Raw genomic sequence first — 25,765 nt, forward strand, 5'->3', positions numbered from 1 at the left:
ATGATATGTAGTGCTTACTCAAATTCTATTGCTATTGATTTCAATCCAGTATACAATAAATACAAAAGTGCAACAAGTGTTGCAGAAAGGTAGATACTTATGGCTGGTTTAATGAATAAGGGGATAGTCAAAGCTGCGAGTTTTATGAACTTAAAAAATCGATTGAACTATTTCAAAGTTGCTCCTGAAGCTATGGAACATATCATGGCTTTAGAAAAGTACGTAAGGAAAACTAAGATTGATCGACAGTTAAAAGCCCTGATTAAAGTCTATGTATCCCAGTTGAACGGTTGTTCTTATTGCATAGAAATGCACACAAAGGAAGCCAAGAAGTTGAAGATATCGGATAAAGTGTTAAATGAGTTGGAAAATTGGAGAGAAAATAAGTTATTTGAAGACATGGAAAGAGTGTCATTAGAACTTGCTGAACATATTACACATATTTCTAACTTAAGAGTAAACGATGAGTTATATCACAGAGTCAGAGAATTTTATGGTGAAAAGGAATATTTTGATTTAGTGATGGTCATCAATCAGATTAACTTATGGAATCGTCTATCAATTTCCATGGGTAACACTGCTAGTAACTAATGAGGTTGGATTTAGATTTTATCAATCAGCTTGGAAAGGAAATTAAACCGCAGTTCATAAACACTGCGGTAATTTTTTATGCAACAATCTGGCCCTATTGCGGCACATATTATGCAGATAGGTAAGGGTTTGAAGTTATCGTCCCCTTTTCCCTCTGCCCACACCGCACGTGCGACTTTCATCGCATACGGCGTTCCAACTAACCCAATTTCAATTAATCATTGGCACTTTGTGTGCCTCAATTCTTCCGTTTCAATAAGTCGGTGCCGTCCAGTGGAAGGTGAACCTCTATTAGTCTTACAAGAACCTTATTGCCCGTTAAAGATTTGCCTTGCATGATTAAATGAATCTTTTATTAGCCTAGTGGCTATCCCTCCACGTTCATTACACGCTTCGACGGTACTGTGCCACCACTTTCACTGATATGAAGAAAAGTTATACAGTCGCTACTCTCACGCCTATTTTCCTTTCCAACGCTTCTCTGAGAGTAAGCTCTCCACGTTATCAGCTTACAACGTTGAGTTATATCTATTATGGAACAAACTTAGGTGCTTCCTATGAGCCTGTTAGCATTGCATGTGCCTGTAACACAAGATGGATTTTCATATAACCGATTCTTACTCATCCACAGCTAACCCTACATATAGTAGTAAATACATTTCTATATAATGCGCGTCTAGACCCGTACCTTCAGAAGTTTGTCAGCAATACATTATGTTATTGTATTTTACATTGCATTCTCACCGTATTTGTTCAACCCAAGCGCCATGATTTACACCACCCCCTCGGGTAGGATTTCGTCAGCCAAACTGTTACGGTAAATTCTCACGCCTATTAGCCGAGCTTATAACACACTATTTCTTACTAAACATCGTGCTACTCGACGCAAGGAGAGCCTTTCAGAACGTTACTTCTTCATTCGACTCCTCGACATAACCCTTCAGTATTAGAAAATTAAACTGCCTGACCTTTACCAAAATTGTGTGACCACATTTCATTTGAGTCAGGAACGTTTCGCACCGGTTATCGCGCCCGTTAATTGAATAACTATTTCTTCTTATTCCTATCGTCAAGTTTTCTTGAAAAGTAGAAACATAATAAACCAGAACTTAAAGAAATAAGAAAAGGAATCATTGCTAGTAAAGGCATAATGATTGTCCAATAAAGTAAATAAGCACATAAAGCAAATATAAACCAACTAAATATAAGTAAAAAACTTGATGCAAACTCTTTTATTGCATCCAATATATCCCCTCCTTTGTATTTCTGTCTAAACACTTCTTCTTTTACAAATCTGCAAGTTACCAAAAAATTGTCATCATTTAGGTGAAGAAGAAACAGAGACGCTTATGAAATAATCGCGGAGGATCGTTGCATTATAACTATACTAATCACCTTACTCATTTTATAGATGAATATCGTTATGATTTAGTGGAATATTAGAGCTTATCCATCTTATCCAACATTTCTGTTTTAGTTGGGTTCGTATATGTTTTCTTTTCGGCTTTATCGTTAGATTCATAGCCAAGATGATGGTTCATTTCACCTTTTAACATGGATTCAAACATTGCCCCGAATATATCTTCAGGCATGCTGCATATCTTCTACAGTCTCTGGTTGGTAGTTTTCTAATATTTGGCTCGCAAGCTCAACAGATTTTGCATCACGCTTTGACTTCGCCAATAGCACAACTTCCCATTCATTTGTTTGTATTCTACCAATAATAAAATGCGAGTAAGAGCCGTACGCACTCTCACTTACACAGTTTAGTTTACACTCCCGTTTTGCTCGACTTTCCGTACAAATTATACATATTAATGCCTGATATGAACCGGCATGAGTATTCTCTCCTAAATCACCGCTACGATCTCCTAAAGTTCCCTATTACTTCAGCAGTTTCACTGACGCTGACAAACGCTTTCGGGTCAACACTTTTTATAAGCGATTTTACTAATGCCAGTTCATAGCGTGTAATAACTGTATACAACACTTTCGACTCATTATTGGAATAGGCACCATAACCGTTCATAACAGTAATACCTCGAATCAAATTTGCAATAAGCTCATCTTTAAGCTCGTCACCTCTTTGTGTTACTACCATCAGACTTAATTTTACATGACGGGTATGCACACGGTCTACTACAACTCCAGTAATATAAATCGATGCCATCGTATATAGTGCCAGATCCCAGGAAAAGAAAAACCCGGATATAAATACAACGATACTATTTATACCGAAAATTAATAAACCCAACGGAATATCACGTTTTTGGGTGACAACCAATCCAATGATATCAGCTCCTCCAGTTGATCCATAAAACCGTACAATAAACCCAATGGAAATACCTACAATGACTCCACCAAAGACCGCAGACAACAATGCATCATCGGTTATCTTCAGTACTGGAATATACTGCATTGACATGGAAGTGATAAAGACGGATAAGATACTGTTCGCTATAAATTCCTTACCTAACCTCATCCATCCAATAATGAAAACAGGAATATTGAGGATGACAAGCCAAATACCTGAGTTTATTGGTGAAAGCAACCCAAAAATCATCGCAAGACCTGTTACCCCCCCTGATAAGACTTCATGTGGAAGCAGGAACATATTAAAAGCGAATCCTAAAACAATAGAAAACAAAAACAGTACAGCATATTTATATATATGATACATTGCATGACCCTCCGATCCAGACATTAATATAAACACCTAATGAATTTTAGGGCCCGAACAAATTTGATTCCTTCATACATATTACCTCTCTAACACTAATATATTCCTGATTTATTATTCGCTAAAGAGGTACAGTTATGCTTAAATTAGTAGAAGATCGTGTTTAAAAAGGTTGTTCAACCAAACTAGTAAAGAGCATTTCTTAAAAAAATGTTCTTCTATTTCCTTTAATAGCAGCTCAATCTTCAACAATATGGCCCTATCGTTGCATAAAGTTGAATCCAAAGATGTTTATTTTAAGACCACTTTGTTACAATCTTTAAATTTAATTTAACATAAATATGCAAAATACCTGGTTAATATTTTAAAATGCATCTCTATTTTTGCAAAATGCACGCTAAACAAGCACTTACATTAAAAGGTATTCTAGCAAAGCAATTTTGCCCCGTTTTATCAATACTTTTAGGGCAATGAATGTATTTATTGTCACTTTGTTATTTATGGAGTTAATAAGGCTGATAAAATGTTGAATAATTCATTCAAACGTTGTCATACCAGTAAAAAATAGCGTACTAAATGTTATGTGATTTAGTACGCTAAATGTATTGTGTTTTTATTTTTTCTCCACGATAAGTGAACTACTTAGTCATATCCAAGAGTACCCACTGTTTCATCCATGGAATAATGGAATTCGTTTCAGGAATAGCCAATCCAAAAGCCAAACCAACAATAAAGATATGCCAACTAAAGGAAAAAACAGACCGAAAGCAATGACGATAACAGTAACCCCTTTGGCCATCGTAAATTTTTTTGGTAATTCGGGCGCCCCAATTTTTCCTTCTGGTTTACGCTTCCACCACATCACCAATCCACTTACCGGGATGATAATCAGAGCAAATACCAACACAAGATTAAATAATTGGTTGATCAGTCCAAATTCCCCTTGGTGGAATGCAATCCCAAGGGTGATGACTTTTCCCAGCCAACCATAATCGCTCCATCCATAGTTTTCCAGCACTTCTCCACTGTATTGATCAAGATGCAGCGTTTTTTGTGTTTGTGGATTAAGCTGATTCGGATAAACTTCAGCCGGGTCTAAATAAACAGTATAAACACCTGTTTTATCTTCCGGAAACATAATTTGGTAACCCGGGTGAACGTTATAATCAGCTGCAATCTGCTTCACCTTCTCAACAGAAATCATTTGCCCACGATCAGAATTTGAACTGGGCACTGGCAGATTTTGAGCAGCCCATGGTACATCTGCAACTTCTTTTGTCGGAACGGTTGACTCCGGATAGGCAAATTTTTCAAAGGGCTGGTCTCCAACTGGACTGCCAATGCTTGTTGTTGAGACAATATTGTTGACCATACCTCCCCAAACACCTGACCACATTAGTCCTGAAAACAACATGATCATAATAAATAATGAAAACCAAAAGGCTGTTACCGCATGCATATCCCGCCAAAATAAGCGTTTTCCCCTCAGAGACCTGAAGCGTGGAATCAAGGTACCAAAAAGGGTCTTCCGTTTACGTGGCCACCACAGGTAAACCCCCGTAACCACCAATATAATCGCCCAGCAAGCGACTAGTTCAATTAGCCGGTTTCCTACTTTTCCACCCCATAGCTCACCATTATGTATACCCTTAATTGCTGCCATCATGCGGTCATTGTCATTGATTGTTCCTACTACATTTCCATGATAAGGATTGACAAATACCGATGCACTTTCACCATGCTTATTTACCATACCAATTTCAGCCGTTCTGTCAGATCCATACGAAGGCTTGAAACTAGAAATCATTGCATTCGGAAAATCATTCCGTACGCGTTCAATCTGTTCAGATGCTGGTACTTGTTGTTCTCCTTTTTTTACATAGTAAAAATCATCGTATATAGATGCTTCAATCTGAGGCTTGAACAAGTACAGTCCACCAGTTATTGCCAACAGAATAATAATCGGCGCAAAAATGATTCCCGCATAAAAATGCCAACGCCAAATCGCGATATAAAGACGTTTTGCTTTTAAGTTATTTTCCTTTGTTTTGGAAACATGATTATTTTCCAATTGATTAGCCCTTTCTTTTCATCCCAATACACAGTCAAGGGTAATATTATATAAGCATTCTATTGAGATTATGGGCTATAAAGGGGCGTAATATAACATTATTTCCAGATAATACAAAATTTCAAATAAGAAACAGGCATAAAAAAACCGCAATCCCTTGTATGTTAGGGCTTACGGCTTTTATTCTATGACTCCGAGTGGGCTCGAACCACCGACCTCATGCCTGTCAAGCATGCGCTCTCCCAGCTGAGCTACGGAATCGTATATAATAACGGTAATCTTTATATTAATGAATATCTGTCATTCTGTCAATAGAAAAATCGGATAGTTTGTCCTGCGTTTAAACCTTCTCATCCGGCGCTTAGCTCCATTCGTCCTGCGTTCAACCCTTCTCATCCGGCGCTTAGCTCCAATCGTCCTGCGTTCAATCCTTCTCATCCGGCGCTCAGCCCCATTTGTCCTGCATTCTATCCTTCTCGTCCGGCGCTTAGCTCCATTCGTCCTGCATTCTATCCTTCTCGTCCGGCGCTTAGCCCCATTTGTCCTGCGTTCAATCCCACCCGTCCGGCGCTCATCCCCGCCATCCCGCGTTCAGCCTTACTCCCCCGCTTCTCATACCAAAACATTTCGGAACACGAATGAACAACTGGAAAAGTTCCTGTCTTCCTATTATAATAAGAGGAAATTGCATTGCATTGCGGGGGTTGCTTGTGAAGACATTTTCTTTCCTAAAACCATACAAACTCACCATTATTATGGCTTATGCATTAATGCTTGTAGAACTTGCGGTTGAGCTGGCTCTTCCCTTTTTCCTCGGATTAATGATTAATGATGGGGTGATGAACCAGGATTTAAATAATATTGTGATGTGGGGAAGCATTATGATTGGCCTCGCATTTGTTGCGTTCGCGGCGGGAGTTTTTAATTCATTTTATTCTTCGCATGTGAGTTTTGCCTTCGGGTATGATATACGTCAGAAATTATTTGAAAAAATTCAAGGCTTTTCCTATAAAAATTTAAGTCAATATCCTACATCCGGACTTGTAACAAGGTTTACCAATGACATTCGGCAAATTCAAAATACTGTATTCATGGCACTCAGAATCATGGCAAAGGCTCCATTGCTTGTTGTTGGCGGTGTTGTGATGGCATTTCTGGTAAATGCCAGACTTGCGCTCATTTTTTTGTTAACCGTACCACTATTGATTCTTTTTTTATTGTGGGTGCTTAAAAAAGCAGGAAAAATGTTCGCACGTATACAGAGTAATGTAGATAATGTAAACCGCGTCATGCAGGAGAACCTTGCCGGCATGCGGCTAATTAAAGCATTTGTACGACGGAGTTTTGAGGAAAATCGATTTATTAAAGCAAATCGTGATCTGGCAATTTCCACAAGGAGTACATTCCGCTTTGTTGAGGCCTCTATGCCTGTTTTGCTATTTGTCATGAACTTGAGTTTGATTTTTATAATCTGGTTTGGAAATATGCAGGCAGTTGCAGGCCAAACTTCCGTTGGTGAAGTTGTTACCATTATTAATTATGCATTACGTGTTTCAATGTCCATTTCCATGTTTTCTTTCATTATACTGGCAATTTCGCGGACGAAAGCTTCTGCGGGCCGTGTTGATGAGGTGCTTACACTGGATGTGGGTTTACATGAGCATAAAGATGCTGATCCGAATAAACCCGTCACTGATGGAACCGTCGAATATCAACAGGTGACTTTCACATACCCGGATGCAGATGAAGCGATGTTGAAGGATATTTCTTTTCACGTGAAAGCTGGAGAAAAACTGGCAATCATCGGAGCAACCGGTTCCGGAAAAACATCCCTGTTTCAGCTGATGCCACGGTTATATGATGTGACTGGTGGGGAAATTTTCATTGATGGAAAACCGATATCTTCCTATACACTGGATCAACTTCGGGGAAGTATCGGCTATGTTCCGCAAAGTCCTTTGCTTTTCACCGGCACAATCACTGATAATATCGCCTGGGGAAAAAAAGGTGCCACAACTAAGAATATCATTCAGGCTGCAAAGGATGCACAGATTCATGAGACCATCATGGATTTGCCTGATCAGTATGCAACAAGAGTCGGCCAAAAAGGTGTGAACCTTTCAGGCGGGCAGAAACAACGGATTTCCATTGCCCGTGCACTTATACGCCACCCAAAAATTTTAATGCTTGATGACAGTACAAGTGCACTGGATCTGGCCACAGAGTCCCGTCTCCTTCAGGCCGTTCAAGAATATCAATGCACAACATTAATCGTGACACAGAAAATTTCAACCGCAAGTGATGCAGATCGTATTTTACTGATGGATGATGGTGAAGTACTTGATATCGGTACGCATGATGAGTTGTTGAAACAATCCGATCTTTACCTGAAAATTGTGGAATCACAGTTTGGAAAGGAGTATGTACATGCTAAATGACCTGAAAAAGCCTTTTCAATATAAAAAGATTCCAATTGATGATATTACGGTAGATAATAAGAAAAAAGCCAAAAATATGGGTGCTACCCTTCGACGTGTCTGGAATTATTTAGCCAGAGAGAAAGGAAGACTATCCCTTGTTATTCTAATGGTTGCTGCAAGTGCAGCCTTAAGTCTCGTTGGACCGTTTATGGTCGGGATGGCAGTCGATGACTATATTGTGACACGTGAAGCAGGCGGACTCGGGATGCTGCTGATCGGATTGGTATTCGTTTACCTGTGCCACTCCCTCTCCATTTTCCTGCAAAATTTTTGGATGGTTGGAGTGGCGCAGAACACTGTCTATCATTTGCGCAAAGACTTATTTCACCAGTTTCATCATCTGCCAATTTCGTATTTTGATAAGCGGCAGCATGGGGAATTAATGAGTCGTCTGACCAATGATATCGATAATGTAAATAACACATTAAACCAATCGGTCATCCAAATTTTCTCCAGTGTTCTGACACTTATAGGTACGCTCGCTGTTATGCTTTATCTCAGTCCTATTTTGACAGTTGTTACGATGTCGATTGTTCCGGTTATGTATATTGCAATGAAATGGATTACGACACGAACCGGTCCATTGTATAAACTGCAGCAAAGACATCTGGGTGAAGTGAATGGCTATGTGGAAGAAATTGTTTCCGGCCAGCATGTGGTGAAGACCTATTCGCAGGAAGAAAAGGTCATTGCCCAATTTGAAGAACGAAATAATGAACTGAAACAAACCGGATTCTGGGCGCTAATGATTTCCGGGCTGATTCCTAAGGTCATGAACATGTTAAACTTTCTCAGTTTTGGAATGATCGCACTTGTTGGCGGTATTCTGGCGATTAACACAGAACTGGTAACTGTTGGGATCATCGTAATTTTCACCGAATATGCACGACAGTTTACCCGTCCATTGAATGAACTTTCCAACCAGTTTAACCAATTGCTTTCCGCTATTGCAGGTGCCGAGCGCGTGTTTCATGTGATTGATGAAGAACAGGAAGAAACCGATGAACAGCATGCACAAGAAATTTCAGCAACGAATGGCCGCTTCCGATTTGAAAATGTATCCTTCGCCTATGAAGATACACCAATACTAAAAAATATCAGCTTTGAAGCCAATCCGAATGAGACGGTCGCTTTTGTCGGGCATACCGGCGCAGGGAAAACGACCATCATTAATCTGATTTCTCGTTTTTATAATTATGACAGTGGAAAGATCACACTGGACGGAACGGATTTGAAAGATATCAAACGATCAAGCCTGAGACAGCATATGGCATTTGTACTGCAGGATTCCTTTCTGTTCCATGCTACGATTCGGGAAAATATCCGCTACGGCAAGCTCGATGCTTCAGACGAAGCGGTCATCCGTGCTGCAAAAGATGCAAATGCACATGATTTCATTGAGCAGCTGCCTGGCGGCTATGACACCATGCTCGACCAGGACGGCAGTGGAATTAGCCAGGGACAGAAGCAATTATTAACCATCGCAAGAGCTCTATTGGCCGAACCAACCATCCTTGTCCTGGATGAAGCAACAAGTAATATTGATACGATTACTGAATTAAAAATACAGGAAGCCTTAAAACGACTCATGCAGGGCCGTACCAGCTTTGTCATTGCCCACCGCTTGAATACGATTCAAGAAGCGGATACAATTATCATGCTGGAGCATGGGGAAATCCTTGAAAAAGGCAGCCATGATGAACTCATCAAAGCACAAGGCAGCTATTATCAGCTGTATAAAGGCCAATTATTAGAAAAAGCAAACTAATAAGATTATACTGGTGTTAGATTCTACGTATTGAGGTGTTTTTATGGGAAGGAAAGGTTCTTTCATCGAGAAAACAATTGAAAGTAAGTATTTACATGAAACAATGACAGTAAAACTTTACAAGCCTGAGTCATTCTCTGATTTATATAAGCATAATATCTGTATTATGCAGGATGGGAATGACTATTTTCAGATGGGACGGATTGCCACACTCAGTGACCGGCTACATGGCAGTGAAGAAATAGCGAACACCGTTTTTGCCGGTATCCATTATCAGGATAAATTTGACCGCCGAAAAAAATACCATCCAGCTGGAGAGCAAAATGAAGCGTATATGAAATTTTTGGTAAATGAAGTAGTTCCATTACTGGACGAAGAGCTTCCTACCTACCATATGGGGAGATCACGGACACTAATGGGGGATTCTCTTGCAGGAACACTGGCTTTAATGACTGCACTGAAATATCCTAACACGTTCGGGAAAGTCATTATGCAATCCCCCTATGTGGATAATCAGGTGTTAGAGGCAGTTAACCATTCAAATGATATCCAAACCATGGATATCTATCATACGATTGGTACGGATGAGACAGCAGTTGATATGACAGATGGTGAAACTGCTGATTTTGTAGAACCGAATCGCGAACTTAATAAGCAATTAAACGATTCAGGTACAGATTATATTTATCATGAACTGGATGGTGGCAAACATACCTGGGGTTACTGGCAGAAGGACATGAAGCGCTTATTAACCACAATGTTTAATTAACGATATTTATTTTGCGGAATTTTTGTTATACTAGATGACAATCAGATAGAAATAATAATCGAAAAAACTTATCCATCATAACAAACGATAAAACATAAAATTGGAGGTTCTCATGATGAAATATGGTATAGCTATTTTTCCTACAAAAGCAGTTCAGGATGAAGCAAATTCGTACAGAAAGCGTTACGATCCACACTATGCCCTGATTCCACCACATATTACGTTGAAAGAACCATTTGATGCCGATGAAGAAACGATTGAAGAACTCATCAGCGAACTGAAGAAAATCGCAAATGAAACGGAACCCTTTAAAATCAATATTAATAAAGTAAGCACATTTGCTCCGGTCACCAATACAATCTATTTTAAGGTTGAGCCCATTCAGGAGCTTAATGATTTATACGATAAATTGCATCAAGGCAAATTTCCTCAAAACCAGGAATATTCATTTGTACCACATATTACAATTGCACAAAAGCTCGTTGCTGACGAGTACTCTGATGTATTTGGCAGTTTGAAAATGCGGGATACAAAGCTGGAAGATGATGTGGATCGTTTTCAATTAATGTACCAGTTGGATAACGAATCCTGGACGGTGTACGAAACATTTGTATTTGGGAAAGAACATGTATGAATATCAAGCTAGTTGAAACAAATGAAGAGAAAGAGCAAGCTTTTAACATTCGCATGCAGGTATTTGTGGAAGAACAGAAAGTGCCAGCTGATGAGGAGCTTGACGAACAGGATGCGACAGCGATACATTTTATCGGTTATCAAGATGGCGAACCTGTTGCTGCGAGCCGCCTCCGTTTTGTCGGTGATTATGGAAAGCTGGAGCGGATTTGTGTACTCAAAAAAGAACGTGGAAAATCATATGGTTCAGATCTTATTCAGACCATGGAAAATGAAATTAGAAAGCACGGATATCAAAAAGCAAAACTAAATGGCCAGATACACGCAGAGAAATTTTATCAAAACCTTGGATATGAAACAGTCTCCGGAGAATTCATGGACGCAGGTATCCCGCACGTGGCAATGATAAAACAGCTATAATAAAGAAGGCATTCGAATTTTTTACTGCACCCCCCAAAAGTCAGAGTGAAATCTGACTTTTGAGGTGCAGTATGGTTTGGATGTCTTTTATTTTTATGGTCTTTTTCATCTCCCCCATGTATGACTTTGCTGCATTCGGTTAAGCTAAATGGTGATTGTTTATAGGGGGGATGACTAGCCAATGCAAGAATATATGTCGATGTTTTATGATACATTATTTGGTTTTGCAGCCTTATTTTTATTGACGAAAGTTTTAGGGAAAACACAGATAAACCAAATCACTGCATTTGACTTTATTTCCGCTCTGATTTTAGGTGAACTTGTAGGTAATGCATTGTTTGATCCGGAGGCAGGTATACCTGAAATAGCTTTTGTCATTTTTTTATGGGGTAGCTTATTGTACATCACCGAGATCGTTACACAAAAGTTCAAGCGTACCCGTGCCCTGCTGGAGGGGAGTCCCGCTATTATCATCTACCGCGGGAAATTAATTCGTGATGTCATGAAAAAGAATAACCTTGATATTAACCAGTTACAGCATTTATTGCGGGAAAAAGATGTCTTTGCCGTTCAAGAAGTTGAATTTGCTATATTAGAAACGGATGGCACCGTATCCGTAATGAAAAAATCACCTTTTCAAACACCGACAAAAAGCGATATGAAAGTTTCTCCTGACGATGTAAATCTTGCTACAACGCTAATTAATGACGGGGAAATTATTTTTGATAATCTGAAAGAAAAAAACCTTACGGAAGAATGGCTGCTGGAGCAATTAAATGAGCAGGATTTCGATGGGCCTGAGGATGTATTTTATGCAGAATATATCAAAGGAAAAAAACTTTTTGTGCTTCCCTTTGTAAATAGAGAACATGAAAAGTTTGATTAGACACTTATTAAGCTTTATTTCCTTTTATACACGCTCGCTGAAGTTCCTCCCTTTTCCTGTCAACTTGCCGAATAAACGTTCAGCGGCGGGACTTTTAGATGTATTTTGCTCAAAATGATTGTGATACGTACCGGGGCTTAAACGGTTATATTCATTCCTTATATCTTGATGCCTTTTTTCCAGCATAACTTTAAACGGCCTTTCCACTGAATGGGAAATTCGTTTATTTTCCAGGATACGGGATTGATAATCATTATATTGATAAGGTGTAATTGGCAAAATATAGCCCATTTTCATCCCCCGCTTTCTCTTTTAACAGATAATTTAAAATATATATTCGTAAGCTATCGGCAGTTTATGCCCTTCTTGTAAAAATTTTCATACTAATCTATACCCCTTCTTCCTAAAAATTATGCATGGGACAGAGGGACAGGTTCCTTGTCCCACCACCACCGTTCTATAGTGGGAAGTGGGGCTTCTTTTCATGCAAATGCTTAAAGAGAGCAAAGAATATGGAAGATGAGAACAAAGCCATCAAGAAAATAGCGTGACCAATCAAGAATCCCCAATTCAATTTAAACCGCTGGGACGATGTACCTGTCCCCTTGTCCCACCTTCGAATAGATATTTATCCCGATAATTGAGGTTTCCGCCCACACAATACATGGGTTCCTACATATTCTGTTAAAGACAACAAAGTCAATTTCACTTTGAAAGGAGTAATAATTCATGGGTTGTGGAAAAGATTTTGACACAGGGAACTGTGTATGTGATATTTTAAAGGATATTGCGGAGGCTCAAAGTGATGTCAGAGAGAACTGTTGCGACACGAGCTGCGACCAGTCAATAAGTGATTTACTCGGAGAGACAGATAACGGGAATGGTTTGGATACCGTACCAGTAATTCTTTATTGCAAGGACAGCTGTAAACCATTCAAAGGATTTGGTGCAACGAGAAAGAATAACGGAAAACCGGATGAAATTCTTTCAAGCTTCATTTTCCGTGTTAAAAGAGTAGACGATGATTGCTGTGCGGTATTGGAACTATTGCTGGAAGCTGACCAGCCATGTGGTTATAACGACATGAAAGATCCAGCAGATCAAAAAGTACACCACTTAGAGGCAACCGGCATTTGTATAACAGTTGATTTAAATTGCTTCTGCCATGTTACTTGCTTACCAGCAATTGACGCATTCAACAACAACTATAGCTAATAGCTGCTAAAAAACACCATTGAAAGGGATATTCCCTTCAATGGTGTTTTTTTCAGGCAGCTAAGAAAGTATAAAAACCTCTTAACTGCATAAGTTCGGGCTACCAGTTAAAATCCCAACAGACGGATTTTCTTAATTGCGTCGATAGGAATGGCGGTACTTGATTTCCTGTTCCCTACCTGTATAAAAACGTTCTTATCTTTATATTCTGTTATAACTCCCCGATATGCTCTTTCGTCTGTTCTTATTTCACAACGCTTCTTAGGTGCATAAGGGGAGGTCTCTGTAAAATAAGCTATCCTCTCCTCTATGTTCATATCCTTGAATGCCACCCGTTTATTCTTCGATTGCTCATTCTTTTCGTCTGCCGGTTCTTCGACTTCATCAATCGGATCAGCTTCCTCATTTTCGAATGATTTTGCCTGATGTTGAAAAGAAGTTTTTTTAACGTATTTTTTTTGCGGTGTGTCTCCTGAATCTGGACTTTGCTCTTGTGATTGCCCTTTTGCCCTTTTTGGTGTAGTGTATCTATCCTGCATTGGCGCTTTTGGGTTCTGAACAGTAGACTGATGAATATAAAGCAACGGCTCTTTTGCAAATTTCTTCTTTCCCATTCATTGATCTCTCCTTTGTATCATGCGTCTACCTAGTATATGAACCCAAGAATTGAAATGTGTTCATGAGAGCGGCAGCACGAGGAGGATCGCCAGGTGCGCGTAGTGTTTATCGGTAACGGTAAAAGCCCCCACCCCCCATTGACTTATGTCGCACTTGTAGTTTTACAAAAGAGTTAAATCAAAAATTCCAGTCATGCCCATATTTTTATGGTAAATAAAAAGAAACCATTTTGAAAAAAAATTGATCAAAATGGTTTCTACACAGCCGGATTTCCATTTGGTTTTTATAAAAAAGATGAATCATTTTCTACCTATGTTGTTCCGAAATCGCGCCGTTCGTTTAAGAGTAGCAATCGTTTTCAATATAGAAGTTTATTTCAAAGTAAACAACTTTTTTCCTAATTAAAGTACCAAAATTCCATAAAATACTTTCTACTCATGCTTTTAAGCAGTGTCAACTCCTTTTTTCAAAGCGAATTTAAAAAGCACACCTGTAATGAATAAAGTATCCGCATAAATTTAAAAGACAACAAAGAAAGGAATAATTGTCAGGTGAGATTGAGTGTTATTTAAATAGACAAAAGAGACAAGGTTAAAACAATCCTGTCTCATAAGTATCTATTTTATTATCTTTTTCAGATTTATCCCTTTCTCCGTTCGATCAAATTAATGCCTACCCCCATGTACAACACGCCAATCAGGAGCATGAATGCAATAGGCAGTGTTATATCACTCCAGCCTGCATCAAACAGTGTAACATCCATCATGGCATCCACTCCGTATGTTAACGGAAATAAGTCTGCTATAAACTGCAGAACAGGATTACTAATTGTACCAGGCGGCATATAAACACCACTGATGACCGGGATAATCGGAACAAGCGATGGGTAAATCATATTAAACTTCTCTGGTGTTTTCGCAATACCAGCAATAAGCATTGCCATACTAACTGTGCTTAATGTAAATACAGCAGCTAAGACGAGTATCATCGGCAAATTGCCCAGTTCATAGCCCATTACATAATGAAAAATGAAGAAGACAACTGACATTTGAAAGAAACCGACACAAAAACTGTAGATTAAATGGCCGGCATACATATTTGTCTTACTCACTGGTGAGAGTATCAGCCGGTCCCATATGCCATTCACTTTATCAGCAGGAACACCATTAACCTTGAATCCAATGGTAAACATCGCAATAAACAATGTGAATCCAAATAATAATTGGGTACCCATATTATGCTGTGGAATATCTTCACCATCAGGTGTTTGAGTTTGCACTGTTACCGGCGGATTTGCCAAATAAGCATCAACTTCATCTCTTAACGCAGCCGCATCCGTGCTTCCTGCTGCAGCTTGAAGTTGTGCTTCCCGTACAAACACTTGATGAACCTGTTGCTCAACAAGTTGAATGTTTGGCATATCCGATGATGTAATCAAGCGATAATCGTTTTCCATGACGCGGATAGCCACATCCCTGTTCCCTTCTGCAACCTGTTCACGTGCTGTCTTTTCATCTGTAATCACAAATTTGGTTTCATTGTTAGCGTTTAATAAACCTTCCCATTTCTGTTCGATTTCCTCAGCATTTGGTCCGTCAGCAAATATTGCAACATTTGTTTCGTTCTGTCTTGTCGTATCACCAAATACAAGTGTAGCTAAAATACTAAGCCCAATAAACAATATAATGATATACGGTTTTCGCTTATCCTTCAGCCATTGTGCCATTATAACTGAGTACATTATATCCGCCCCCTCTTCGGAAAGATGGACATTCCAATAACCATACAAGCAACAAACATACCTATAAGCATAATGATTGGAAATAGTATATCGTTCATATCCCCAAATTGAATCCACTCAATCAATGACGTCTGTGTTAACCCATTTGGTGTCCATTCTCCAATTTTTTGAAATATCTCCGGAAGAGCTTGCAGCGGAAAGAAGCTTCCACCAAGAACGCCGAGTACCATGATAACAAGAGTAAAAAGCCCGCTTGCCGCGTTACTATCCTTCAGATTTAATGTAATTGCCGTAAATAATGCCGATAGCCCAGCAATCGTTAATGTAAATGCAGTAATGACTAAAACTAACCCAGACCAAAATGCCATTGATCTATCCGGAAATACATCAAGTAGTAATTGCGTAAGGGTGAATATAAGCATCATCTGCAACCATGCCAAAATGAATGCAGCCACTGTTTTCCCCATTAAAAAATGCAGCGGATTACTGTTCGTCAGTAAAATCCGATTAAACACGCGCTCTCTCACTTCTGTAACTGTTTTTAATGCAACTGTATGTGCCATAAATAATGCAAAAAGCGTGCTAATTGCAATTGTAAAATATTGTGAAATGGTATAAGTCTCCACCCCTTCAACTATTTCACTTCCACCTTGAGGGAGTTCAGGTTCTGTCACTGCAGTATCCGCTTCACTGCCAAGTGCAAATTGCAAGTTCAACGAATCAATATAGTTAGTCACGATATTTTGCAGTGTCGTAAGCTCTGTTGACTGCTCATCTGCCAGAATCTTTAAAGCAGACCCGGACTCTTTTTCCAGCAGAATTGATGAAAGCATATCATATGTGAAACCCTTTGGAATTTTAATAATCGCATCTAAATCACCACTTTTCACAAGCTCATCTGCTTCAGTTTCACTTAACTCTTTCGTGTTAACCCATTCTTCCAACTCCGGGTTGTTAAGAAAATCACGAATAAGACTAACCAGTGCAATATTGGCCGATTGTCCCAAAATCATTTCTTTTTCATTCTGTGGCAATGCCATTTCACGAATCGTCTCTTCAAACTGCTCTTTCCCTTCAGATTCGTCATCCTCCTGCATAATGCCGACATCCATATTCACGTCCTCATCGTCATTATTAAGAAGACCGGAAAAGGCAACATTCAATACTAAAATCAGGACAATAGGAAGTACCAGAGCCATTAAAATCTCTTTACGGTCTCGCCAAAACACTAATAAATCTTTTTTGATAAATGATCCCATCATTTCACCTCCTATTAATCCCGCAATGTCTTCCCTGTCAGATGCAGGAATACGTCCTCTAAACTAGGTGTTTCGATTTGAAAGTTTAAAATTTGATTCCCTTCTTCTTCCGCAACATGAACTAATTCACTAAGGATGTTAGTGTCCTTCCGGGACATAATGCACAACCCTTCATTGGTTTCATCCACACGGAGGACATTCGTAAAGGATTTTATCATTTCCACCAATTTGTCACTTCGCTTGCTGAGCTGCACTTGTATCGTATCTTCACTTGATAAAATACTTAATAATTCCGATTTACTCCCTGAAGCAATGATTTCACCATGGTCCATAATGTACACACGGTCACACAGTTGCTCTACTTCCTCCATGTAATGACTCGTATAAAGTACTGTTGTACCATGCCTTTCATTTAATTCACGAACGGTTTCCAGAATATGATTTCTTGATTGTGGGTCAATACCGACAGTTGGCTCATCAAGAATAAGGATCTGCGGGTTATGCAACAAAGCAGCTGCAATGTTAACTCTTCTTTTCATACCGCCCGAGAATGTTTTTATCAATTCTTTTTGGCGATCTATCAACCCGACCATGTCAAGCACTTCTTGAATGCGGTCTTCCAGCATGGGTTTTTTAACGTGATAGGCCTTCCCAAAAAATTTCAGATTTTCATATGCGGAGAGCTCCTCATATAATGCGATTTCCTGTGGAACAACCCCCAGTACTTTTCGTATTTCAGATGGATTTTTAATCGTGCTTTTTCCACCAAGTTTCACATCTCCGGAAGTCGGTTTTAACAAAGATGAAATCATAGAAATGCTCGTTGATTTACCCGCTCCATTTGGTCCCAGTAAACCAACTGACTCACCTTCATCCAAATACATATTTAAATCATCAACCACTTTTTTCTCTTTAAATGTCTTGCTAAGTTTTATCGTTTCAAGCATTATGCCGCACTCCTTCATACGAATAGTAATTTTACAATACCAAAAAAGAGACAGTGTTAACACTGTCTCCCGTCACGAATATACAATATACCCATTACTATTATCATTTTTTTCGTCACACAAGATTATGCCGGATTGCATAAATAGCTAGTTGTGTCCTATCTCTCAAATCTAATTTCGTCAAGATCTCACTTGTATTATTTTTTACCGTACCAACGGATATAGCAAGTCTTTCTGCAGTTTGTTTATTACTGAGACCTTCTCCTATACATTTTAATATTGCGCGTTCACGAGGGGTTAACGTTGGATTTGCTTCATTATTTTTCTGACGATTATTCATTAGTTGTGGAATAACTTTAGCAGCCACATGTTCCTCAATCGACAACCCACCATTTATTGCACTGTGTATGGAACGATGCAAGGAATCTGTATCACCATTTTTCAATATGTAGCCACTCACGCCAATCCTGAGTGCCTCCATCACATACTTTTCATCATCAAATGTCGTTAACATTAATATTTTTGTATTGGGCCACCGGGACTGAATGACTTTAGCTGTTTCCAAACCATCCATGGAAGGCATTCTAATATCCAGGATAGCTACATCAAACTGCACTTTTTCACAAAGTTCAATAGCATCTTTTCCATTATTTGCTTCCCCAGTCACCTTAAATTCTTCTTCCATTTCAATCATCATTTTCAGGCCTTGTCTCACCATTCCCTGGTCTTCCGCCAGAAGTATGCGAATCATTCTCATCACCTATCTTGGACGTTTTTAGAAAACCTTGAACAATAAATTGATTTTCTGTTTGATAGACTTTCAAATCACCGGCGAACTTTTCCAATCGCTCCCGCATCGAACGAAGCCCATACCCTTCCTGATAGCTTCTTGCATCTGTAAGAGGATTACTAATTTCAAACCGAAAAATGCTGCCACCCGGTGCTTCAAACATAATTTCCACTTCTTTAGCGTTGCTATGTTTCATGATATTTGTCAAAGCTTCCTGTACAGAGCGATAAATGACAAAAGACTGCTCACCCGTTAATGGGGCAGTAAAAGCGCCATGCTTTATTGAAAAATGAACACGGAGCAGACTTTCCATTTCTAATTTGCGAATTAAACGCAGTATCCCTGGAAGCCCACCAGATTCACTCGACTTCAACGATTTCACGGCACTTCTTGTCTCTTGCAAACTGTCGCTGGCCAGTTCTTTCAAGGATTGTGCTTTCTCCTTAAAATCCTCAGAAATTTGTAATCGAAACATCTCCAACTGCATAACCAATGCTGTCAGCTTATGTCCAACTGAATCATGTATCTCATGAGCAATCAGCATCCTTTCTTCCTGTCTGGCTATCTCTTCCTCTGAAACGACCCTCCGCTTTGTTTCCCGATATTCGCTAAGAAGAACTTGATACCGAATTTCCAGCTCATCTGATCGATTTTTGGCTTGCTTAAAAAATACCATAGCCAGTATTAATAAAATGAAATAAATCCCAATAAACAGCTGAATGATTGACACAGGATTCGTATAAAGAACGGTTATCGTTAACCCTAACGATGCCATTCCACTTATCATAATACTGTGATCTATTGGCAATCGATAAAAACCTTCCGCAATCAGAACCGATAATATAAGAATGAAAAATGGATTAAACACGCCATCTTCATGTGGAAATAACGTAATTGTTGCAATGATTGTATTCACACTTAAAAGCACTGCGAGTATATTTCGTTTTCGTTCAACTATCGGAATAATAAAAAAGATAATAAAATAAAAAGCAACGCCAAACAAACGAACCGTTAAATCCCCCATACTTTCGTTAAAATAAACCATAGCGAACGGCCATACAAACATGTTTAACAGAAGCCATAACCAGTATGATCTCATGATGAACCCCTTTTCATTTACTGGAAATACGTATGATTATATTATCACTTATTGAGTTGATTCACCAAAATGAAGATTTTTTCAATGGGTTTTCTGCCGGCATATAAGGCGCTACTTTATTCGGTTATCCCGCCCGATTGTTTAACAAGAACCGGGATAAAACTGTCGTTAGTATCGGTGGTACTAGGCAAAACCCACTAGTATTTCGCCGTTAGCCACGACTAATTGTATTGTTCAACTTCGCACGATACCTATCCATCCAAGTTTTCGTATCCTTCAATAGTTCGTCACAGAAGGCGGCCACGTCATCACCCGTGAGGTCAGTGACTTTCTTTCCTTCGGCTGCACCTTCCTCGAAAAGATCAAGAATGCCACCAAAGATACGGCTGATTTCTTTCCAGTCGGTTGGACCACCAGAGGTCCACATATATTTTTTGATAGCATTGTAGGCATTGCAGTACTCACTTGGAAGTGCCTCCGCACGCGCCTCCATCGCCTTCCATTTCCGCTTGTCATCCAGATTTCCGATAATTTTTTCAATAAAACTCATAGTACTTCTCCTTTTGATTTTATTTTAGTTTTGAGTTCATTAATTTTGCTTGAGACGAATTCCCATTTTTCCCAAAAAGTTTCAAGATGCGCTTGACCTGCTGCATTGAGTGTGTAAAATTTTCTCGGTGGGCCCATAGCGGATGGCTTTTTCTCAATGTCCACCAGATTGTTTTTCTCAAGCCGTATAGTAATCGTATAAACTGTGCCTTCAACCACATCAGTAAAGCCAAGTTCTTGTAGCTGTTGCGTTATTTCATAGCCATAAGTTTCTCCACGGCTGATGATCTCAAGCACACACCCCTCAAGTACCCCTTTTAGCATTTCTGTAATATTTTCCAACTTCTTCCCTCATTTGTATTTCACTATATTTTTTGGTACTCTGTACCACTGGTATTAAGTGATACTTATTACCTGTATATAGTAATACACAGTAGCGTCATTTGTCAAGAATAAACGTTTAGTCGAGTTTTCACCTGTTCTACAATATGGCCTTTTAAATCAGGTAATCGCACAATCCTTATCCCATTCTTGCGTCCTATAAAGGAAAACTTATTAAGTTAAATATAACATCCATTTATAGAGCATTATCTCGAAATCAAGTCTTTAAGATAGCTGCCTTTAGCTTAATAATAATTATTTCAATCCTCAGTTATTTTCATAAGAAGTTATTCCGTTAAATGGCCCTTATATTTAGTATTGGCGTTCTTCCTTATTAGAGAAAAGCGCTCCTGGAAAATAGTTATTATGAATGACTTTCTTCTTTTTTGCTATAAATTTCATAAGCAAAATATCCAAATAATAAACCTACTCCAGCTCCCCAAGCAATTGTAGATAACAAGGAGATTGGAAAAAACATGCTGAGAAGTACAGAAACGATACAACCAATCATCATTCCGAATGGTATTAAACTATCTAATAAATTTTGAGCGCCTTTTGATTTTTTCTTACCCAGGGTGCCTTTTTTATATTTATGTTTCATTCTTATAACTACAAATATTGCAATCCCGCCAACTACTACAATGGGTAGTAAAATACGTGCAATTTCCAAGGCTAAGCCCCTCCCTACTATTGCTTTTTAATTGATTCAATTTTAACATAATTATTCAACAAAATGACTCAGTGATCCAATGAAAAACGCAATTCTTATTCCGGAAATGCGCCCGATTGAGGAATAAAAAGCCACGTTGCTTTATTGTGTTAAGTGTTTATAATCTAACATTTCTATTTTGAAATCGTGATTACACTCAATTTTATCACTATCACAGGGAGGAAAAATTCTTACCTTAACCAAATGTGACTGCTAAACTAGAGTAGACAGTTTTTGCTAGATAAAAAGAAACACTTATTTACCCAAATATACCAATAAAATATAGATACTTTCCATTGTAAAATGTTTATATCCTATAACATACAACAGTGGAGGTAGCAGAAGGTGGATAAGTGGGAAATGTATATGGAAATAAGTCAGTTAATCAAAAAGGGATTCAGTAAGACGAAGGTGGCAGACAAGCTAGGAATATCAAGATCAACAGTATATCGTTATCTAAAAAAGTCTCCTTCGGATATGACTGAGTGGGTAGATTCACTTCAAACGAGGAGTAAGAAATTAGATACTTATAAAGAGCTGATATTATCTTGGTTGAGGGAACATCCAGATATGTCCGCCGCACAAGTAGAAGATTGGCTAAAAGAGAAGTACGAAGATTTAAAAATAGGTGAAAGTACGGTTCGATCATATGTTAGAGAGCTTCGAGAGGAATATAAAATAAAGAAGGAAACTTCACCACGAATATATGAGGCTATACCCGATTCACCTATGGGTGAACAAATACAAGTTGATTTTGGTCATACTAAACAGAAAGCAGTCGATAATAAGGAAGTAAAACTAAACTTTATAGCTTTTGTATTATCTAATTCTAGATATAAATATAAAGAATGGTTAGATAGGCCTTTCACTACTCAAGATGTCATCAAAGCACATGAAAATGCATTTAGGTGGTTTGGGGGAATTCCAAGTGAATTAGTATACGACCAAGATAGTTTAATAGTCGTCAGTGAGAATGGCGGGGATTTAATTTTAACGCAAGAGTTCCAACAATATAAAGAATCTAGGAATCTAACCCTTCGTGTTTGCCGCAAGGCGGATCCAGAGAGTAAAGGAAAAATCGAAAATGTAGTTGGTTTTATTAAACATAACTTCGCTAAACATCGAGTATTTCATAACATTGATTCTTGGAATGAACAGGGTTGGGAATGGCTCAATAGAACTGGAAACTATAAAATTCATCATACAACAAAAAAGAGACCGGTCGAAGTGTTTTCCCTGGAAAGACAACACTTAAGACCAGTCACCAAAAATCTAGATATAAAATATAGCTATGAAAATAGTATATCAAGATGTGTCCATAAGGACAATACTATTCGTTATTTATCTAATCGTTATTCCCTTCCATTGGCGACGTTTGGCAAGTATGAAACTGTCTGCATTAAGGAAACCGAAGAAAAGGAATTAATCATTTATAGCCCTAAAACAGGTGAAATCATCGCAAAGCATAATATCCCTGACGGGAAGGGGTTATTGATTAAAGATAGGAAGCATAGCCGAGATAGAACAAAAGGTATTGATGCATTTATGAATACCGTTTCCCAGCAATTTAATGACAATGAGATAGCTTATGGTTATCTACAAAAAGTAAAAGAAAAGTACCCTCGATATATTAGGGATCAGCTTCAAATGATATTAAAAGAGACAAAAGTAAATAACAGGGAAATTCTATCGGCAGCATTGAATGAGTGTATAAAAAAGAACCTTTATGGTGCAACAGATTTTAGCGATGTCGTCGCCTATGTAAAACAACACCGACAAGTTGAAGACACAGTGACTGACACCGCTGAGAATGTAACACACTTAAAAGGGGTTTCTGGTTTGGTTATGGAGACGGAGACTCAAAAAAGAGAAGTGGATACTTATACTGCCATATTGGAAGGTGAGTCAATATGAGCCAGTTGAACCAATTGAAAGAGTTGATGAAGACTCTACGTTTAGCAGAAACAGCGAATCACCTTCCTACATTAATTAGAGAAGCTGAGCAAAAGGATTCATCCTTTACTCAGTTCCTCTTAGATGTAGCAAAATATGAACAAACTAGGAGAGAAGAAAAGCAATTAGAAAAACGATTTAAATGGGCTACATTTCCTTTCCAAAAGACATTAGAAGAATTCAATTTAAAAGAACAGAAATCATTGAGCAACAAACATTTGAATAGATTGAAGGATTTAACGTGGATAGAACAGTTACACAATATCATTCTATTAGGACCACCAGGTAGTGGGAAAACTCACATTTCAATCGGGTTGGGTATTGAAGCGTTAAACCAAGGTTACAAGGTTATCTTTACTACGATGGGAGACCTTGTCCACGTACTGAAAACGGAGGAAATTACTCGTAAATCACAGACGAGAATGAAAAGAATAAGAGATGCAGATTTAGTCATTATCGATGATTTGATGTTTATGGCAATGGATCAACAGGAAGCAAATATGTTTTTTCATTTGATCAATGATTTATATAATCAGTCATCCATTATTTTAACATCAAATAAAGGACCAAAAGAATGGGGTGAATTATTAGGAGACCAAGCAATTACAACAGCAATATTAGATAGAATTTTACATCGGGTTGAGATTATTCATTTAAATGAAGATAGTTACCGAATGAAACATAGGTCGACCATATTTGGGCAAGAAAGTGTTTCAAATTAATGAGCATAAATTGTGTCTTTTTACTTGACGGTCACACCAAATCCTCGGTATATTTATGGGGCTTATCTTTTATGTCTATTTTAACCCGCATAGAGACATCGTAGGAATGATTTTGGTTATAATTTATTCCAACAATTCTTCTCAACTGCCAACCAAAGGCATCTTCGCTTCCGTACTTTTCAACAACCTTTTTGTCTATTGACGGGAATACTATATCTGCAATTATATCCTCAGTTGTAAAATAATTATCTTCCACGTTTGATATAGGCGCTGCCTGAACGATTTGCAGGGAGGAAAGAGCAAGCAATGAAACTCCGAGTATGAGTAAACATCTCTTAACCATTAATACTTCACCTCATTATTACTTTTGCTCCTTATTCTCTACACTTTGTCAACTCTTATGAAAAACAACCTACAAAATGAATTGCATTTATTCCAGATAAGCGTCCTATTCTTGAATAATGAAATTATGAAATTTGAAAATAACACATTACTAAAGCCACGAGAGTAAATCTTTTTTTACCCTACTCCATACATAATGCCGAAATATCTTTCCATCCATAAGCAACATCCTCTATTACGGTTCCTCCAAACATACTAGTTCTATGAATATATTCTTTTCCTCCCATACGTTCATAAAAACCAAGTCCGGATTTATTTTGTTTCATTACCCAAACCATCAAAGAATAAATACCCTTTTCTTTAAAATGTTTAGCAATAGCCGAAATCAGTTGCCTCCCTATACCTAACCCTCTAGATTCCTCTGAGAGATAAAGTGAATATAATTCTCCATCAAAATTTTCCTCATCAATGCTTTTACCTGACGCAAAACCTATAACTTCCCCGGCATCATTAATTGAAATGTAAATAAAAGGTTCATTTTCATTTTTTAAAAAATCAATCCATTTTTTCTCTGCCTCTTCGTACGATAATGTGTCCAAATATTCATTAGGTACTAGACCATGATAAGTATTCTTCCAGCTATCAACATAAACCCTTGCTATGCTCTTTATATCTTCTTTGCTTGCCTCCCTAATTTCCAAGTTAAATACCCCCAAAGCAAAACATTTAAATATTAATATTTATTAAATAACAATCATACTTCAACTACTCCTAGTTATCGCAACGAACGTTCCTCCACAATCTGGCCCTAATACGCAAGATAGGCGCTAATCTTACGCCCGATGATTGATTATTTGTTTCATTTCCCATTATTTTTCTTATCACTTTTGGTGGAAAACGCTGCCGACAAAACCATAAAAACAGGCAATACACTCCATAAAAAGAATCCCCATTTGTCTGTTATTAAGGATAATATTAAGAAGAAAGCAAGTGCTACAATAGAAATATAAACAGAACGTTCTTGATATTTAGTCACCTTGCACACTCCTTTTTAAATAATTCGAATATTATGTGTTCATTTTAACACACATTCTTCCATTAAATAGCCAATAAATCAAAAAAGGGCGCAAGTATTACTCGTT

At 38.3% G+C, this 25,765-nt stretch carries 27 protein-coding genes, 1 tRNA gene and 1 pseudogene; 10 read left to right on the top strand and 19 right to left on the bottom strand.

The genetic code is table 11. The features are described 5' to 3' along the window. Positions 1-99: 99 nt before the first annotated feature. Entirely contained in the window at positions 100-591 is a 492-nt protein-coding gene (locus ACZ427_RS11485; RefSeq protein WP_461179104.1) for a carboxymuconolactone decarboxylase family protein, read from the top strand. Positions 592-1,638: 1,047 nt separating this feature from the next. Here ACZ427_RS11485 and ACZ427_RS11490 read toward each other — a convergent pair. The 6 genes and pseudogenes from ACZ427_RS11490 to ACZ427_RS11515 form a co-directional block, all read right to left on the bottom strand. Then, positions 1,639-1,836, bottom strand: coding sequence for a hypothetical protein (locus ACZ427_RS11490; protein ID WP_461179949.1), 198 nt, complete (start codon positions 1,834-1,836; stop codon positions 1,639-1,641). A 245-nt stretch (positions 1,837-2,081) separates the two neighbouring features. Then, positions 2,082-2,274: pseudogene (locus ACZ427_RS11495) on the bottom strand (IS256 family transposase); the annotation flags it as partial. Between the two features lie 178 nt (positions 2,275-2,452). Then, positions 2,453-3,271, bottom strand: coding sequence for a YitT family protein (locus ACZ427_RS11500; RefSeq protein WP_461179948.1), 819 nt, complete (start codon positions 3,269-3,271; stop codon positions 2,453-2,455). 670 nt (positions 3,272-3,941) lie between these two features. Next, positions 3,942-5,342, bottom strand: coding sequence for a PepSY-associated TM helix domain-containing protein (locus ACZ427_RS11505; protein WP_461179947.1), 1,401 nt, complete (start codon positions 5,340-5,342; stop codon positions 3,942-3,944). Between the two features lie 188 nt (positions 5,343-5,530). Beyond that, positions 5,531-5,603 (bottom strand) — tRNA-Val (locus ACZ427_RS11510). Positions 5,604-5,642: 39 nt separating this feature from the next. After that, positions 5,643-5,780: a hypothetical protein gene (locus tag ACZ427_RS11515; RefSeq protein ID WP_461179946.1), complete on the bottom strand. Its 138-nt coding sequence runs from the start codon at positions 5,778-5,780 to the stop codon at positions 5,643-5,645. A 317-nt stretch (positions 5,781-6,097) separates the two neighbouring features. On the opposite strand from ACZ427_RS11515, the gene ACZ427_RS11520 reads away from it, so the two are divergent. The 6 genes from ACZ427_RS11520 (at position 6,098) to ACZ427_RS11545 (ending at position 12,298) form a co-directional block, all read left to right on the top strand. After that, positions 6,098-7,780 carry an ABC transporter ATP-binding protein gene (locus tag ACZ427_RS11520; protein WP_461179950.1) on the top strand — a complete coding sequence of 561 codons (1,683 nt, stop codon included), beginning with the start codon at positions 6,098-6,100 and terminating at the stop codon, positions 7,778-7,780. After that, a complete protein-coding gene (locus ACZ427_RS11525) occupies positions 7,764-9,590 on the top strand; it encodes an ABC transporter ATP-binding protein (protein WP_461179945.1) in 1,827 nt (608 codons plus the stop codon). The genes ACZ427_RS11520 and ACZ427_RS11525 overlap by 17 nt, the downstream gene beginning before the upstream one ends. Before the next feature lie 43 nt (positions 9,591-9,633). Beyond that, on the top strand, positions 9,634-10,359 hold the full coding sequence (locus tag ACZ427_RS11530; RefSeq protein WP_461179944.1) for an alpha/beta hydrolase: 726 nt from the start codon (positions 9,634-9,636) through the stop codon (positions 10,357-10,359). Positions 10,360-10,474: 115 nt separating this feature from the next. After that, the gene (locus tag ACZ427_RS11535; RefSeq protein ID WP_461179943.1) at positions 10,475-10,993 is read left to right on the top strand and encodes a YjcG family protein; all 519 of its coding nucleotides are present in this window, start codon (positions 10,475-10,477) and stop codon (positions 10,991-10,993) included. After that, entirely contained in the window at positions 10,990-11,412 is a 423-nt protein-coding gene (locus tag ACZ427_RS11540) for a GNAT family N-acetyltransferase (RefSeq protein WP_461179942.1), read from the top strand. Before ACZ427_RS11535 ends, ACZ427_RS11540 begins: the two co-directional genes overlap by 4 nt. Positions 11,413-11,593: 181 nt before the next feature. Beyond that, a complete protein-coding gene (locus ACZ427_RS11545; protein ID WP_461179941.1) occupies positions 11,594-12,298 on the top strand; it encodes a DUF421 domain-containing protein in 705 nt (234 codons plus the stop codon). 24 nt (positions 12,299-12,322) lie between these two features. On the opposite strand, the gene ACZ427_RS11550 is transcribed toward ACZ427_RS11545, so the two are convergent. Further along, positions 12,323-12,595: a hypothetical protein gene (locus tag ACZ427_RS11550; protein ID WP_464883431.1), complete on the bottom strand. Its 273-nt coding sequence runs from the start codon at positions 12,593-12,595 to the stop codon at positions 12,323-12,325. A gap of 432 nt (positions 12,596-13,027) precedes the next feature. Between ACZ427_RS11550 and ACZ427_RS11555 the strand changes: the two genes are divergently transcribed. Continuing rightward, positions 13,028-13,513: a CotY/CotZ family spore coat protein gene (locus tag ACZ427_RS11555; protein WP_461179939.1), complete on the top strand. Its 486-nt coding sequence runs from the start codon at positions 13,028-13,030 to the stop codon at positions 13,511-13,513. A gap of 107 nt (positions 13,514-13,620) precedes the next feature. On the opposite strand, the gene ACZ427_RS11560 is transcribed toward ACZ427_RS11555, so the two are convergent. The 9 genes from ACZ427_RS11560 to ACZ427_RS11600 form a co-directional block, all read right to left on the bottom strand. Beyond that, the gene (locus tag ACZ427_RS11560; RefSeq protein WP_461179938.1) at positions 13,621-14,127 is read right to left on the bottom strand and encodes a CotO family spore coat protein; all 507 of its coding nucleotides are present in this window, start codon (positions 14,125-14,127) and stop codon (positions 13,621-13,623) included. 644 nt (positions 14,128-14,771) lie between these two features. Next, positions 14,772-15,872 (bottom strand): ABC transporter permease, encoded by a 1,101-nt coding sequence (locus tag ACZ427_RS11565; protein WP_461179937.1) that lies wholly within the window; start codon positions 15,870-15,872, stop codon positions 14,772-14,774. After that, positions 15,872-17,131 (bottom strand): ABC transporter permease, encoded by a 1,260-nt coding sequence (locus ACZ427_RS11570; protein WP_461179936.1) that lies wholly within the window; start codon positions 17,129-17,131, stop codon positions 15,872-15,874. The genes ACZ427_RS11565 and ACZ427_RS11570 overlap by 1 nt, the downstream gene beginning before the upstream one ends. 14 nt (positions 17,132-17,145) lie before the next feature. Continuing rightward, entirely contained in the window at positions 17,146-18,078 is a 933-nt protein-coding gene (locus ACZ427_RS11575; RefSeq protein WP_461179935.1) for an ABC transporter ATP-binding protein, read from the bottom strand. 115 nt (positions 18,079-18,193) lie between these two features. Continuing rightward, positions 18,194-18,829, bottom strand: a complete 636-nt coding sequence (locus tag ACZ427_RS11580) for a response regulator (RefSeq protein ID WP_461179934.1) — start codon at positions 18,827-18,829, stop codon at positions 18,194-18,196. Then, on the bottom strand, positions 18,765-19,967 hold the full coding sequence (locus tag ACZ427_RS11585; RefSeq protein WP_461179933.1) for a sensor histidine kinase: 1,203 nt from the start codon (positions 19,965-19,967) through the stop codon (positions 18,765-18,767). The genes ACZ427_RS11580 and ACZ427_RS11585 overlap by 65 nt, the downstream gene beginning before the upstream one ends. Positions 19,968-20,178: 211 nt before the next feature. After that, positions 20,179-20,517, bottom strand: coding sequence for a DUF1048 domain-containing protein (locus ACZ427_RS11590; RefSeq protein ID WP_461179932.1), 339 nt, complete (start codon positions 20,515-20,517; stop codon positions 20,179-20,181). Further along, positions 20,514-20,858, bottom strand: a complete 345-nt coding sequence (locus ACZ427_RS11595; RefSeq protein WP_461179931.1) for a PadR family transcriptional regulator — start codon at positions 20,856-20,858, stop codon at positions 20,514-20,516. Before ACZ427_RS11595 ends, ACZ427_RS11590 begins: the two co-directional genes overlap by 4 nt. Before the next feature lie 403 nt (positions 20,859-21,261). Further along, positions 21,262-21,567 (bottom strand): hypothetical protein, encoded by a 306-nt coding sequence (locus ACZ427_RS11600; RefSeq protein WP_461179930.1) that lies wholly within the window; start codon positions 21,565-21,567, stop codon positions 21,262-21,264. A gap of 384 nt (positions 21,568-21,951) precedes the next feature. On the opposite strand from ACZ427_RS11600, the gene istA reads away from it, so the two are divergent. Both istA and istB read left to right on the top strand, forming a co-directional pair. After that, a complete protein-coding gene (gene istA / locus ACZ427_RS11605) occupies positions 21,952-23,520 on the top strand; it encodes an IS21 family transposase (protein ID WP_461180033.1) in 1,569 nt (522 codons plus the stop codon). Beyond that, on the top strand, positions 23,517-24,281 hold the full coding sequence (gene istB / locus ACZ427_RS11610) for an IS21-like element helper ATPase IstB (protein WP_464883432.1): 765 nt from the start codon (positions 23,517-23,519) through the stop codon (positions 24,279-24,281). The genes istA and istB overlap by 4 nt, the downstream gene beginning before the upstream one ends. A 31-nt stretch (positions 24,282-24,312) precedes the next feature. Here istB and ACZ427_RS11615 read toward each other — a convergent pair whose 3' ends face one another. The 3 genes from ACZ427_RS11615 to ACZ427_RS11625 all read right to left on the bottom strand — a co-directional run bounded on the left by ACZ427_RS11615 (position 24,313) and on the right by ACZ427_RS11625 (position 25,659). Continuing rightward, positions 24,313-24,624: a hypothetical protein gene (locus ACZ427_RS11615; protein ID WP_461179236.1), complete on the bottom strand. Its 312-nt coding sequence runs from the start codon at positions 24,622-24,624 to the stop codon at positions 24,313-24,315. Positions 24,625-24,805: 181 nt separating this feature from the next. After that, entirely contained in the window at positions 24,806-25,324 is a 519-nt protein-coding gene (locus ACZ427_RS11620; RefSeq protein WP_461179237.1) for a GNAT family N-acetyltransferase, read from the bottom strand. 158 nt (positions 25,325-25,482) lie between these two features. Next, the gene (locus ACZ427_RS11625; protein WP_461179238.1) at positions 25,483-25,659 is read right to left on the bottom strand and encodes a hypothetical protein; all 177 of its coding nucleotides are present in this window, start codon (positions 25,657-25,659) and stop codon (positions 25,483-25,485) included. Between the last annotated feature and the right edge of the window lie 106 nt (positions 25,660-25,765).

The sequence above is a fragment of the Virgibacillus ainsalahensis genome (genome assembly GCF_055380755.1).